Consider the following 13,016-nt stretch of genomic DNA (forward strand, 5'->3'; position numbering starts at 1 on the left):
CGCCGGGCCGACGCCGCCGGGCCGCAGTGTCAACGCCGCCCGGCACCGTCCGGTGCCGGCCGCCGGCGTACCGGTGTCGAGGAGCCGGTGCGGAACCTCAGTGGCCTTCGTCGGCGAACGCCGTGAGCGGATCGAGGCGCTCCCCCCGGGCGTGCTCCCGGGCGAAGACCGCCGCGCCGAGCGCCCGCACCCCGGCGGTACGCACGGCGGTGAGGTCGGCCGCGTCATCGGGATCCGGCACCTGGCCGAGTGCCGCGAACGCGGCCGCCGCGACACCGCTCAGGAGTGCCGCCCGGGCATGGTCCCGCTCGGCGGAGGCGAGCGCGGCGCCGGCCAGGCAGACGTAGGGGAAGAAGTCGGTCCAGGCGTTCCGGAACACCCGCTCACGGTTCTCGGCGAGCAGTCCCCGGGCCGTGTCGAGGTTGCCCAACCCCAGCTCGCAGAGGGCCAGGTTGTGCAACTCGGAGGCGACCGTCCGGGGCCGGTTCAGGGCCTCGTTGAGGGCGACACTCTCCCGGTACAACACCCGGGCCCGGCTCAGGTCGCCGGACATCCGCGCCACGGCGGCCAGCACGTGCCTCGGCCGTTCTTCGAGGCTTCGGTCACCGGAGCGCTGCGCGACCGCGAGGGCCTCCCGGGCTCGGGCCGCTCCGCCGGGCAGGTCACCGCCGCGGAGGGCGACTCTGGCCAGGCTGTACCGGGCCTCCACCTCGCCGGCCGGGTCGCCGGCCGCCCGGGCCCGCTCGATCTCGGCCTCGCTCATCCGGACCACGGCATCGGTCTCGCCACGCCGGAAGGCCGAGCGGACGTCCTCGCTGAAGCTCACGGGTGTTTCCTCGTCTTCCGTCGGTCGCCGTCGGGCGGGCGCACGCAGACGGTAGCCGGACCGATCTGACGGGCTCCTACCGGCGCGACTACCCGGGTTGACCTCGCCGAAGCCGCGCGACCGCGGTTGTCGCGCCGCCCGGGTCAACCGGATGCCGGTGGGCGAGGGGACAGCCTCGTCGCCGTCATCGCCCCCGCTGGTCCACCAGCCGGGTCACGCCGGCCAGGGTGGGATCCTTCACCAGGCGTTCCACGTCCAGCAGCACCTCGAACCGGGCCTCCATCGCGGTCAGGAACTGCGCCAGCGCGAGCGAGTCCCCGCCGGCGGAGAAGAAGTCGGTGTCCGGCCGGATCTCGCCGGGCGAGAGACCCAGGCTGGCGGCGAACAGCTCGGCGACCTGCCCGGCGGGGCCGGACAGCTCGGCAGCGGCCCCGGCCAGCTCGGCGGTCCCGGGCAGCTCAGCAGCTCCGATTGCCCCGGCCATCCCAGGGGTCCCGGGCGCCCCGGCGCCGGGCGCCGGGCGGTCCGGGTCCGGCGCGCGGTCCAGGGGCGGTCGGGGCGCCGCGGCCCGTTTGCCGGTATCGGTGAGGGCGATCCGGTCGCGCAGCACGAACCGCGCCGGGATCATCCCGGTGTGCAGGTGCGCCCCGAGGTAGGAGCGGACCTCGGCCTCCTGCCACTGGTCCGGCCGGACCACCACGGCGGCCACCAGGCGCCCGTCGTGTACGTACACCTCGCAGGAGTCGACTGCGGGGGCCCGCTCCAGGACCCGTTCGACCTCGTCGAGCTCGACCCGCTGGCCACGGATCTTGACCTGACGGTCACGCCGGCCCCGGTATTCCAGCGTCCCGTCCGGCCGCCAGGCACAGACGTCGCCGGTCCGATAGAGCAACCGCCCGGGTTGGGCGCTGAACGGGTCCGACACGAAGGCCGTGGCCATCAGCTCCGGCCGGCCGAGGTAGCGCCCCAACCCGGTGCCGCCGATATACAGCTCACCCTCGCGGCCGATGGGCACAAGCTCACGTTGATCATCGAGCACGTACACGCGCTTGCCGTCGATCGGACGCCCGATGGGCGGGTCCGACCTGTCCGGATCGTCGGAGCCTCGGGCGTCGGCACCACCGCACTCGTGCCAGGTGGTCCAGATCGCCGCCTCGGCGGGCCCGTAGAGGTTGAGCAACCGTCGGCCCGGCGCACGCCACCGGTTGACCAGACCGGCCCGCAGCCGCTCACCGGCGAAGGCGACCATCCGCAACGCGGGCAGGGACTCGTCCGGCAGGGCCTCCCACACCGACGGCGTCACCACGACCGCGGTCACGTCGCGCTCGCGCAGCGTCCGGGCCAGTGGCGGCCCCGGGGTCAGTCGCGCTCCGTCGGCCATCACCAGCGTCGCGCCGGACAGCAGCGCCAGCACCATCTCGAAGACGCAGCCGTCGAAGTTGAGGGAGAGGAACTGCAGGACCCGGTCGGTGGGACGCAGCCGGAACACCCGCCGCTGGGCGAGGTGCAGGTTGACCAGGGCCTGGTGATCGGTGGCGATCGCCTTCGGCCGCCCGGTGGTCCCGCTGGTGAACACGATGTACGCGGTGTTGCCCTGGTTGACGCCGGTGACCGGCGGTTCGGCCGAACCCGGCGTGACGTCCGGCGACACCACCTCGGCCGGGAGATCCAGCGCGCCGAGTCGAGTGGCGGTCGCGCCGTCGGCCAGGACCAGCCGGGCGGACGCCTCACCAAGCATCGTCCGCAGCCGTTCGCCAGGGCAGTCGGCCGCCGCGAACATGACCGCGCCGCCCGCCTTGGCCACGGCCAGCATCGAGACGATCAGCCACGCGGACCGTTCCCCGCAGATCGCCACCGTCGTCTCGGGTTCGACCCCCCGCTCCCGCAACCGTTGGGCCAGCCCGTTCGCCCGGGAGTCGATGTCCCCGTACCGGTGGGAGCCGTGCTCGTCCTCGACGGCCACGGCGTCGGGGTCGAGCCGGGCCATTCGTTCGAACAGCAGATGCCAGCACTGCGGGTTGCCGGGTCCGGTGTCCGGCTCGTTCCATTCGGCGAGGATCCGGTGCCGGGTCCGCTCGTCGACGGCGAGTGGCTGCCGCCCCACGACGATCCGGGCCGAGGTGCGGCAACGTGTGTTGGCGTGCGGTCCCCACTCCTGGAAGTTGCCGGCGGCGGGGGCGAAGTGCTCGTAACGGTCGAGAAAGCCGAGGATCGCCCAGCCGGCGAGGCGTTCGGCGAACGGCGCTCCGACGCAGTAGTGCGGGCCGGAGCCGAACCCGAGGTGGCGACCCTCGTTACGGCCGATGTCGAACGCCGTGGGGTTGGTGAACTTCCGCGGGTCGCGGTTGGCCGCGCCCAGCAGGAGCAGCACACTCTCCCCCGCCTCGATCCGGACCTCTCCGATGCGGGCGTCCCGGACGGCCTGCCTGCCCACGTACTGGCTGGATCCGTCGATCCGCATGACCTCGTCCACCGTCGAGTCGATGAGCCCGGGGTCGGCGCGCAGCCGGCGCAGTTGGTCCGGGTGCCGGTGCAGTTGCAGCAGCGCGCTGGACACCAACTGGGTGAGGGTCTGGTATCCGCCGGCGACCAGCACCAGCGCGTTGGCCGCGACCAGGCCGAGCGGGTCGGGCTCATCGTCCAGCGCCGTCACCATCATGCTGATCAGGTCATCGCCGGGCGAGTCCCGGCGTTCCCGTGCCACCTCCCGGAGCGCGTGCAGCGCCGCGTCGAGCACGGGTACCGCCGCCAGGTCCGCGCGGCTGGGAAAGGTGGAAAGGCTACCCAGCAACTGTTCGTACGCCCCGGCCCAGTCGGTGAGTTCCGCCACCCGCTCCCGCAGATTGAGAAGGTGTCCGATCAGCCGGGCCGGCAGTATCTCGGCGAAGTCCCGTACCAGATCCAGGGTGCCGGACTCCGGGAGTGTTTCGAGCACCTCGTCGGCGAGCTGGCGTAACACCTTGTCGTGGCGGGCCAACGCGGCCGGGGTGAATTCCTGTTTCAGGGTGTCCCGCAGTCGCGTGTGCCGTGGTGGATCGGTGAACAGGAGCTGCCGGGAAAGCAGCTCCGCGGTGGGTACGAGATCCGACATGCCTCGTGTGGACAACTCACCGCTACCGTGCTGCCGGGCGGAGGAAAACGTCCGGTGATTGGCGAGAATGCTTATGCACTCCTGATATCCGGAGCAGACCCACACCCCTCCGACCTGGTCATAGAAGAGTGGGGGCAGCTCGGAAATCGCCGTCCAGTAGCCGGTGGGGTCGGTGATCACCGCCGGGTTGCGCAGGTTGTGGACCCCGTGCCGCGCACGGTCATAGGCGGCCACGGGATTCACCCTGGACACGTCGGCCAGGTCACTCTGATCCAAGGTCATTTTGGGTTGTCCCAGCTCAACGCACGATCACGGAAAACGGGCCGCTCTGTTCGGGGGCGACGAGAGGTCGCGGTGCGTGCTGAACCAACCCGCCACCCGCCGGGCGTCGGTCGATCCACACTGGACGATCCTAAACCGTCCGGCCATCGGGTCGACACGCCCGTGCCGTTCGGAAAAGCGGCATCAGGATCGGCGACACCGCCCGAACCTATAAATATGTCAATGTGATTGACCGGGGAATACAAGTCCGCGACAACCGCACCGGACACTGGTTCACCCTCGCGCAGTCCCCCTCATCCGCGGCTTGTTGGCCGTCGAGCACATATCCTGGGCACGACGACCGCCGAGGACTGGTGGGAGTGTGGGGTGCGGAACAGCGTGGAGGAGAACGTTCACCCGCTGCGTTCCCTGCGGAACGCCGCCGGTCTGACCATCGAGGAACTTGCCGCGCGCTCGGGGGTGAGCCCTCGGACGATCAGTGGGATCGAGCGGCGCCGGATCCGGCGTCCGCAGAACGCCACCCTGCGAGCCCTGGGCTCGGTGCTGGGCCTGGACGCCGTGGCCCGCGACCGGCTCGGCGCGGCGAGCGAGCAGGCCCCTGGACTCACCGGACTGCCCCGGGTCACACCGCACTTCACCGGCCGGCGTGACGACCTGGCCTGGCTGACCTCACGAGTGGAGCGGACCGGCGTGGTGCAACTGCTCGGCCTGCCCGGGGTGGGCAGGACCGAGCTGGCTGTCCGGGCCGCGACCCTGTTGGCCGGGCGGTTCCCCGACGGTGTGCGGTTCCTCCGGCCGGCCGGGGACGGTGGCGCGGGCACGATCGCGCGGCGACTGCTGCGGACGCTCGGCGAGACCTCGACCGCGTCGGACGTGGCGGCCGTCCGGGCGTACCAGGAAATGGTGCGTAACCGGCGGATGCTGATCGTGCTGGACGACGCCTCGGGCTGGACCCAGGTCGAACCGCTGCTGCCAGCGGGCGCCCACACCGTCACCCTGATCACCGGCGGCCCACCGCTGGCGAACCTGCCCGCGGCCGACCGGCGGCTGGTCGCGCCGCTGCCCCCGGCCGATGCGCGGGCCGCGCTCACGGCCATGCTGGACACGGCCGTCCCCGAGCCGGCCGTCCCCGAGCCGGCGGTGGCCGAGCTGGCCGCGTGCTGTGGCGGCCTGCCGCTGGCCCTGCGGGTTACCGCGAATCGGCTGCTGACCCGTCCGCAGTGGACGGCGCAGTGGCTGATCGACCGGCTGGCCGAGCCGAGCCGGATCCTGGACGCGCTGGTCACCGGTGACCTCTCGGTACCGGACGCGTTCGCCCGGGCATATGCCCGGCTGCCGGCGCGGGCCCGCACCGCCGTGCGGATGCTGCCCCGGCTGACCGGTCCGGTCCCGGCGGAGGCAGGCTTCGTCGACCTGGCCGAGCGGGGTTGGCTGACCGTCCGCCAGGACCACCGGTACGACCCGCATCCGCTGGTGCTCGCCTTCGCCCGCGTCGCCCCCGATGCCTGATCACCGCTGCGGCGTCAAGCCGATCCTGGAGAGCTCGACGAGCATCGCCCCCGCCCGGTGGGCCAGTTCCAGGTCGTCGCACGCCTCGGCCAGCTCGATGGCCCGGACAAGATGGGCCGGCGCGTCCCGGGTCGCTCCCGTCTGCCGCAGCGCTTCCGCCAGTTCCACCGACACGAGGGCCTCGGTCGCCGGCATCGCGGCCGCGCGCAGCCGATACACGGCCTCCCGGCGGATGGTGACGCACTCCGCCCACCGGCCGAGCGCGGCGAGGTCGTTGCCGATCCGCCAGCAGGTTATCGCGTCGGTGCAGACCCGCGCCCAGTCCGCCATGGGATAACTCGGGTCCCGGAGCAGGCGCAACGTCCGACGATGCACGCGCAGTGCCTCGGCGGGCCGGCCGAGCGCCAGCAGTGAGGTACCGAGCGATGCCATGGCCTGCGGCAGTCCCTCCCGGTCGGTCGATCGACGCAGCATCACCCAGGCCCGCTGCCGCAGCCGCAGCGCCGTGGCGTGGTCACCCAGACCGGTTCGTCCGATCGCGGCGTACAGCAGCGCCCAAGCCTCCTGGGTCGAGTCGCCGGCGACCACCGCCCGGTCCAGCGCCCGCCCGGCGGTGGCCAGGCTCCTCTGGTGGTCGCCCTGGCAGATCGCCTGCGCCCAGGCCAGATAGTTGAGATGGACCGCCTCCTGAACCGGGTCGCCCAGCCGGGCGGCGGCCTCGGCGGACAGCTGGAAGACCTCCGGCCAGAGGTCGAGGTGGATTCGACTGTCCGAGAACCAGTGCAGCGCGTCCGCGGTCCTGACCACCAGGTCGTGGCGGCCCTGGGCGGCCGCCAGGCGCAGCGCCGCGAACCAGTTGCCACGTTCCCCGTCGAGCCAACCGGTCGCCTCCTCGCGGTTCCGGAACTCCGCCAGCGGTGCCGGCCCGGCCGGCTCGGAATGCCGCCCGGCCGGTTCGAAATGCCGCCCGGCCGCGATGGTCCGCTCAAGTAGCCATCGCAGCAGGGCCGTACGCAGCCGCCGAACCGAGTTCGGCTCCGCCACGGCCATCCGGTCAGCGGCGAAGTCCCGCACCAGGTCGTGCAGGCCGTACCGGTCCGGTGGCACGACGGCCACCAGGCCGCCCTCGACCAGGGCATCCAGCCGCCGCTCGGCATCCTCGGGACGGTGCCCGGCGACCACCGCGACCAGATCCGGACCGAAGTCGGGACCGACCATCAGGGACAACCGCCGGAAGGTCCGCCGCACGTCGGTGCCGAGCCGTCGGTACGACAGGTTGAGCGCCGCGTGGATGCCGGACCCACCGGCGTCGATGATCGCCAGTCGCGTCCGTTCCCCGGCGAACCGCTGGTTCAGCTCGGCCACGGACAGGCCCGGCTCGTCCCACAGCCGCTGCCCGGTGACCCGCAGGGCCAGCGGCATGTGGCCGCAGTGCCGGGCCAGCTCACCCAGCTCGGCCGGGCTGGCGGCCAGACCGGGCTGGCCGATGGCCCGCAACATCGCGGTGGACTCCTCCTCCGGCAACGGCTCCACCGGGATCCACCGCGCGTCGTCGAGACCACTGAGCCGCCGCCGGCTGGTGAGCAGCACGAGACTCTCCCCGGCACCGGGCAGCAACGGCCGGACCTGCGCCTCGTCGGCGGCGTTGTCCAGGACCACCAGGGCCCGGCGCGGGAACAGCGCCGACCGGTACGCCGTCGCCCGCTCGTCCAGACCGGACGGGATCCGCCGTTCCGGCACACCGAGCGCGAGCAGCAACCGGTGCAGCGCCTCGCCGGGCGCGGTCGGTACGTCGTCCATGCCACGCAGATCGACCAGGAACCGGCCGTCCGGATAGTCCGCCGCCAGGTCCGCCGCTGCCCGCAGCGCCAGGCTGGTCTTGCCCACCCCGGCCGGCCCGGTGACGACGACCACCGCGGCCCGCCGTTGGTCGTCGGCCGGTCGGCGCGCGATGTCCCGGAGCGTCCGCAGCGCCGCCGCCCGGCCGGTGAAGTACCGCGGCGGACCGGGCAGCTCGCACCCTGGCGGCACCGCCGGTCGGACGGTCCCGGTCGCGACGAGTCGGCGGCGCTGGTCGTCCGGTACGGCGAGGACATCGAGCAGGGCGGTCAGGGTGCGGCGCTGCGGACGGCGGACCCGGTCGCGCTCGATGTCGCTGATCGCCCGGGCACTGATCCCGGACCGGTCGGCGAGCCCTTCGATCGACAGCCCCGCCGCGACGCGACAGGCCCGCAGAACAGTGCCCAGGGACGGCCGCTCGGGTGTGCTCGGCATCGACTCCACCGAGCACACCCTCACAGATCACCGCCCGGCACACCAGGCGTCGAGCGGTGACCTACCGCACCGGTCGGATCACCGACCGTTCAGCCGCCACGTCTGGTAGCCCCCGTAGTTGCACGCCCGGGCGTACGCGTCACCGCTGCCGTGCGTGTCGAGGCAGATGTACCGGGTATCGAAGTAGTTGAGCCGCAGTACCACCTGGTTCCAGCTCGGCCCGTCGCCCTCCAGCCGCTGCGTCAGGTCGCCGTCACAGGCGAAGGCGTGCAGCTGCGGGCCGCCGAACTCCCACATCTCCAGACACAGACCCGTCTGCCGGTTGCGGACGGTCACCCAGTCGTACCCGGACGGGGCCTTCCCGCCGGTGGAGGTGACGGTCCAGGTCTGCCAGTTGTTGCCGGCCTGGCACGGCAGCGTGTAGACGTAACCGTCGCTGTTGCTGTCCAGGCACATCCCGGTCGCGTAGTTCTGGAACTGCCCGGTGAAGGCGTAACCCGCCGCTGCCGCCGGCGACGAGGCCACCGCCGTTCCGCCACCGACCAGCGCGACCACCACGACCAGCCGAGCGAGGATCCCCCGCCACGTCGTCCTGCCAACCTTGCCTGACACCCTTGGTCCTCCCGTTGCCGGTCCGAGCCTCGGCTCAGCGCCGAGGCTCGCCGCGCACAATCCGCGCACAACGAGTACAGCGTCGTGCGCGCCGGGTGACCATGCAGAACGACAGGCAAGAATCACCGGGCTCACCGGGTTGGCGGCTAGACTCCGGTTCGTGGCCGAGATGCTTCTCGATACCGTCGAGCGCGCGCGGTTCGCTGACCTGCTCACGGAACTCGGCCCCGATGCGCCGACGCTCCTCGTGCCGTGGACCACCCGCGACCTCGTCGCGCATCTGGTCCTGCGCGAGCACGATAACCTCGCCGGCCCCGGGTTGGTCCTGTCCGGAGCGTGGGGCCGGCTCGCCGAACGCCGACAGCGAGACCTCGCCCGGAGCGACTTCAGCCGGCTCGTCGCGACGTTCCGCTCGGGTCCGCCGCCCGGGTTCTTCCGGATCCCATGGGTGCGCCGGCTCCCCACGCTCAACGAGTTCTTCGTCCACCACGAGGACGTCCGCCGCGCCAACGGCCGTGGGCCACGGACCAACGGGTACCCGATGGACGCCGCCCTGTGGCGCAACGTGACCTGGAGGCCCTGGTTCCTCACCCGCCGACTGCACGGGGTGGGTCTCGAACTGGTGTGGGCCGAAACGGGGAGAACCGTGCGGGCCCGCCGGGGAACACCCACCGTCCGGCTCAGCGGAACCCCTGGCGAGTTGCTGCTCTACCTCTTCGGCCGGCAGGGCGCGGCCCAGGTCGAGGTGAGCGGACCAGCGGCGGCTGTCGAAGCCGTACGACGGACGCACTTCGGCATGTAGACGCCGACCGCCGACGTGGCCGGGTTCAGCCCTCGATGTCGATGACCACCTTGCCCTCCGCGCCACCGCCGGCGACCAGACCGTACGCGTCCATCACCGTGCTCAGGGTGAAGCGGCGCGGGTCCAACCGGGGCCGCAGGGCGCCGTCGTCGGCCAGCGCCGCCGCCTCGCGCAGGATCTCGCCATGGTGCTCACGCCCCTGGCCGGTCAGCATGGGCAGCAGCGTGAACACCCCGGAATAGGTGGCACCCCGGAACGACAGCGGGGCCAGTGAGTGCGACCCCCAGCCCAGCGCGCTGACGACGTGCCCGTGGTAGGTGCGCACGGCCGCGAACGACGCGTCGAGCGTCGCCCCGCCCACGTTGTCGGCGACGATGTCGAACCCCTGCCCCTCGGTGTACCTCGCGACGTACTCCTGCACGCTGGTGGTGGTGTAGTCGATCGGCACCGCGCCGAGGTTCTCGATCACCCGCAGGCTCGACGGACCGCCCGTCGCGTACACCTGCGCACCCCGGGCGCGGGCGAGTTGGATGCCCACGTGCCCGACGCCACCGGCACCGCCCTGCACCAGCACCTTCTGCCCGGCGTGCACCCCGGCCCGGTCGACCAGCCCCTCCCAGGAGGTGATGACGGCCAGCGGCAGCGCGGCGGCCTCCCGCATGGAGAGTGCGCGTGGCTTGCGCGCCACGAGCCGGGCGTCCACGGCGGCGTACTCGGCCAGCGATCCCGGTAACTCGCCGACGCCGCCGGTGAGCCCGTACACCTCGTCGCCCGGGTCGAAGCCGGTGACGCCGGGGCCCACCGCGACGACCACACCCGCGAGATCCAGGCCGAGCACCGCCGGCGGTCGTACGCGGGCATGCGGCGCCTTTCCCGCCTGGATCTTGGTGTCCAGCGGGTTGACGCCGCTGGCGACGATCCGTACGAGCAACTGGCCGGCACCGGCGGTGGGCTCGGCGATCTCCTCGACCCGCAGCGGGGCGTCGAATTCCGATAGCAGTGCGGCACGCATGGCAGTCCGAACTCCCTGTGATCGAGGCGTCACCGGGAAGCTACTGCGCCGGGTTGCCGGCCGGGCCGGTTCGCCGGTTCGGCCTCCCACCGACCCGCCGTTTTGTACGTTGTCGGGAGAAGCCCTGGGTCCGGTGCCTCCACTGTCCGAGGGACGTGCCGAAGGAGGCAGTCGCGGTGACGCCCAGCCCGCTCCCCGGAATCCTCCGCCGGCGCGGCGAGCCCGATCACCCGACGTTCCTGGAACTCTTCTTCGACCTGATCTACATCTTCATGCTCTCCAGGTTCTCGGCGGGACTGGCCGGAAACCTCACCGTTCTGGGTGCCGCCGAGACCACCGTCCTGCTGATGGCCGCCTGGTGGGTCTGGGTGCTCACCGCGTGGCTCACCGACCTGTTCAACCCGCGGCTGCCGATCATCCAGGCGACAGTCGTGGCGGTCATGTTCGGCACCCTGCTGATGGCCATCGCGGTGCCGTACGCCTTCGCCGACTACGGCTGGCTCTTCGTCGGGGCGTACTTCGGCATCCACCTTGTCCGGGACGCCGTCCTCATCCCCGGCACCCGGGTGAACCGCCCGATCCAGGCCAGGAGCATCCGGGTCTTCTTCTGGTTCGTCGTCACCGCCACGCCGTGGGCGGTCGGGGTGTTCGTGTCCGGAACGGCCCGGCTGGCGCTCTGGTCGATCGCGGTGGTGGTCGATCTCGGGTCGGCCCGGATAGGTTGGCCGACACCGAAGCTCGGCCACACCGAACTCGCCAGCCAGATCTTCACCGGCACCCACCTGTCCGAGCGGCATCGGGAGATCTTCATCATCTCGCTCGGCGAGCTGATCCTGAGCGCGGGCCTGGGGCTGGCCGGTAGCGGCTTCCAGGCCGGCCGGGTGGTCGCGAGCGCCGTCGCGTTCGCCAGTGCGGTGCTGCTCTTCCAGCTCTACCTCCACCGGATACGACAGCTGCTGGCACCGACCGGCGCCACGTCGGTGGAGCGGGTCCGTTCGGGCACCTACACCTCGTACAGCCATCTGGTGATGGTGGCCGGGGTACTCGTGGTCTCGACCGGCGTCTCGCTGGTCATCGACCGGCCGTTCGGTACGACGCCGCCGGCCTGGATCACCGCCATCCTCGCCGGGCCGGCCCTGTTCCTGCTCGGGAGCTGTCTGTTCGACGCCGTGCTCACCGGGCGGGTCCTCTGGTCCCGGGCGGTCGGGATCGTGGTGCTGGGCGCCCTCGGGCCCGCGGTGGCGCCGCTTCCACCGGTGGCCGTCCTGGTCGCGGCCAACCTGGTCCTGCTGCTCACGCTGGTCTGGGAGACGCTGCCCGCACGCGCGCGGCCGGTCCGGGCGACCGTGCCGGCCGGGTGAGGTTCAGCCGATCGCCGGTGGCATCGGCGTGCGGGCGTACACGCGGGTACTCACCAGGTTCACCACGGCGATCACGGCCAGGACGCTCATGGTGAGCAGGGCGACCATGATCGGCGGCAGCAGGCTGCTGGCCGGCGCCGCGCCGGCCAGCAGCACCAGCCCGGCGAGCCTGGACCGGGAGAGCCGGCCGAAGACCGTGTAGTCCAGCAGGCCGCGACCGGCCAGGAACAACGCCGGCCCGCCGAGGATGGCCGCGGCCCACGAGGCCGGGGTGTCCCCGAACGGACGCGTCACGACGAGGCGGCTGGTGACCGTCATGCCGCCGATGCCGGCCACCATGATCAGGTGGGTGATGGCGGCGGACTGCGAGAGCACCGTCGGGTTCGCCGATCGGGCGATGGCCTCGGTCAACAGCTCACCGGCCCGGTAGATGTAGATCCGCCAGGTCAGCACCACGATCATGAACACCACCAGCAGCGCCCAGGCCCGATCGGCGGTGTACTCGCCTCCGCTGAAGGTCGACCCGGCCACGAAGATGGCCGCGCCGAGCGCGACGATGACGAACTGCCGGTACCGCTCGGCCACCCGCTCGCCGACCAACCGCCAGCCCTGCGGTCGTGACCGCCCCATCCCCGGCAGCGGCCAGCCGAGCCAGGCGACGGTGTACTCCAGGCCGACGGTCACCGCCCAGATCAGGAGCCGGGTGGGGCCGGTAACCAGCGCACCGCCGAGCCAACCGATCGCGGCGATGAGATACCAGAACGTGATCCGGCCGCTGATGTCCGATCTGGTGGCGATCGGCCGGAGCAGGAGGTAGTAGACGCTCGACCCGAGATGGGTGGCCAGGTAGGTGACCGCGAAGAGCAGGCCGCGCCCCTGGTACGCCTCCGGCGTCGCCGCCGCCAGCAGCAGGCTGGCCGCCGCCAGCCCGATGAAGTGCGCCTGGATCGCGGGCCGTCCCAGGTCGAGGGTGTCGACGAGCCACGTGGACAGCGCCCAGACCAGGGTGATCGCGAGCAGCAGGATCAGTGACTCCCCGACGCCGGTCCAGCTCAGGTTGCCGCTGAGGGTCTCGGCCAACGAGATCATCGCGAAGACGTAGGCCAGGTCGAAGAAGAGTTCCAGGAACGCCGGACGGCTCGGATCCGGTGCGACCGGGGCCGCCAGACCGGCGCCACCATCCCTGGCCATCGACGCCCTCCGGACCCACCGCACCGTCCTCGCCTGAGGACAGGCTACGGTCGCCG

General features: G+C 72.1%; 9 protein-coding genes. 3 read left to right on the plus strand and 6 right to left on the minus strand.

Annotated features, from left to right (window positions below; genetic code table 11):
• Positions 1–97: 97 nt before the first annotated feature.
• Together ACXN5W_RS15980 and ACXN5W_RS15985 are read right to left on the minus strand one after the other, a co-directional pair.
• A complete protein-coding gene (locus tag ACXN5W_RS15980) occupies positions 98–826 on the minus strand; it encodes a tetratricopeptide repeat protein (protein WP_473159077.1) in 729 nt (242 codons plus the stop codon).
• A gap of 184 nt (positions 827–1,010) precedes the next feature.
• Entirely contained in the window at positions 1,011–4,199 is a 3,189-nt protein-coding gene (locus ACXN5W_RS15985; protein ID WP_473159078.1) for an amino acid adenylation domain-containing protein, read from the minus strand.
• A 366-nt stretch (positions 4,200–4,565) separates the two neighbouring features.
• Here ACXN5W_RS15985 and ACXN5W_RS15990 point away from each other — a divergent pair, with 366 nt between their 5' ends.
• Complete coding sequence (locus tag ACXN5W_RS15990) at positions 4,566–5,708, plus strand: helix-turn-helix domain-containing protein (protein WP_473159079.1); 1,143 nt, start codon at positions 4,566–4,568, stop codon at positions 5,706–5,708.
• On the opposite strand, the gene ACXN5W_RS15995 is transcribed toward ACXN5W_RS15990, so the two are convergent.
• Both ACXN5W_RS15995 and ACXN5W_RS16000 read right to left on the minus strand, forming a co-directional pair.
• Complete coding sequence (locus tag ACXN5W_RS15995; RefSeq protein WP_473159080.1) at positions 5,709–7,982, minus strand: ATP-binding protein; 2,274 nt, start codon at positions 7,980–7,982, stop codon at positions 5,709–5,711.
• A 78-nt stretch (positions 7,983–8,060) separates the two neighbouring features.
• Positions 8,061–8,594, minus strand: a complete 534-nt coding sequence (locus ACXN5W_RS16000; RefSeq protein WP_473159081.1) for an RICIN domain-containing protein — start codon at positions 8,592–8,594, stop codon at positions 8,061–8,063.
• Positions 8,595–8,763: 169 nt separating this feature from the next.
• On the opposite strand from ACXN5W_RS16000, the gene ACXN5W_RS16005 reads away from it, so the two are divergent.
• Positions 8,764–9,396, plus strand: a complete 633-nt coding sequence (locus tag ACXN5W_RS16005) for a TIGR03085 family metal-binding protein (protein ID WP_473159124.1) — start codon at positions 8,764–8,766, stop codon at positions 9,394–9,396.
• Between the two features lie 25 nt (positions 9,397–9,421).
• On the opposite strand, the gene ACXN5W_RS16010 is transcribed toward ACXN5W_RS16005, so the two are convergent.
• Positions 9,422–10,408, minus strand: a complete 987-nt coding sequence (locus tag ACXN5W_RS16010) for a zinc-dependent alcohol dehydrogenase family protein (RefSeq protein WP_473159082.1) — start codon at positions 10,406–10,408, stop codon at positions 9,422–9,424.
• A gap of 176 nt (positions 10,409–10,584) precedes the next feature.
• Between ACXN5W_RS16010 and ACXN5W_RS16015 the strand changes: the two genes are divergently transcribed.
• Complete coding sequence (locus ACXN5W_RS16015) at positions 10,585–11,769, plus strand: low temperature requirement protein A (protein WP_473159083.1); 1,185 nt, start codon at positions 10,585–10,587, stop codon at positions 11,767–11,769.
• A gap of 3 nt (positions 11,770–11,772) precedes the next feature.
• Here ACXN5W_RS16015 and ACXN5W_RS16020 read toward each other — a convergent pair whose 3' ends face one another.
• Positions 11,773–12,960: a low temperature requirement protein A gene (locus ACXN5W_RS16020; protein ID WP_473159084.1), complete on the minus strand. Its 1,188-nt coding sequence runs from the start codon at positions 12,958–12,960 to the stop codon at positions 11,773–11,775.
• Positions 12,961–13,016: the final 56 nt, after the last annotated feature.

Source organism: Plantactinospora sp. A48 (assembly GCF_055793945.1).

What these genes read in the sequence shown, in the direction of transcription:
- ACXN5W_RS16005 (WP_473159124.1), top strand. Translation starts at nt 8,764, where the DNA reads ATGCTTCTCGATACCGTCGAGCGCGCGCGGTTCGCTGACCTGCTCACG.
- ACXN5W_RS15985 (WP_473159078.1), bottom strand. Translation starts at nt 4,199, where the DNA reads ATGACCTTGGATCAGAGTGACCTGGCCGACGTGTCCAGGGTGAATCCC.
- ACXN5W_RS16020 (WP_473159084.1), bottom strand. Translation starts at nt 12,960, where the DNA reads ATGGCCAGGGATGGTGGCGCCGGTCTGGCGGCCCCGGTCGCACCGGAT.
- ACXN5W_RS16010 (WP_473159082.1), bottom strand. Translation starts at nt 10,408, where the DNA reads ATGCGTGCCGCACTGCTATCGGAATTCGACGCCCCGCTGCGGGTCGAG.
- ACXN5W_RS15995 (WP_473159080.1), bottom strand. Translation starts at nt 7,982, where the DNA reads ATGCCGAGCACACCCGAGCGGCCGTCCCTGGGCACTGTTCTGCGGGCC.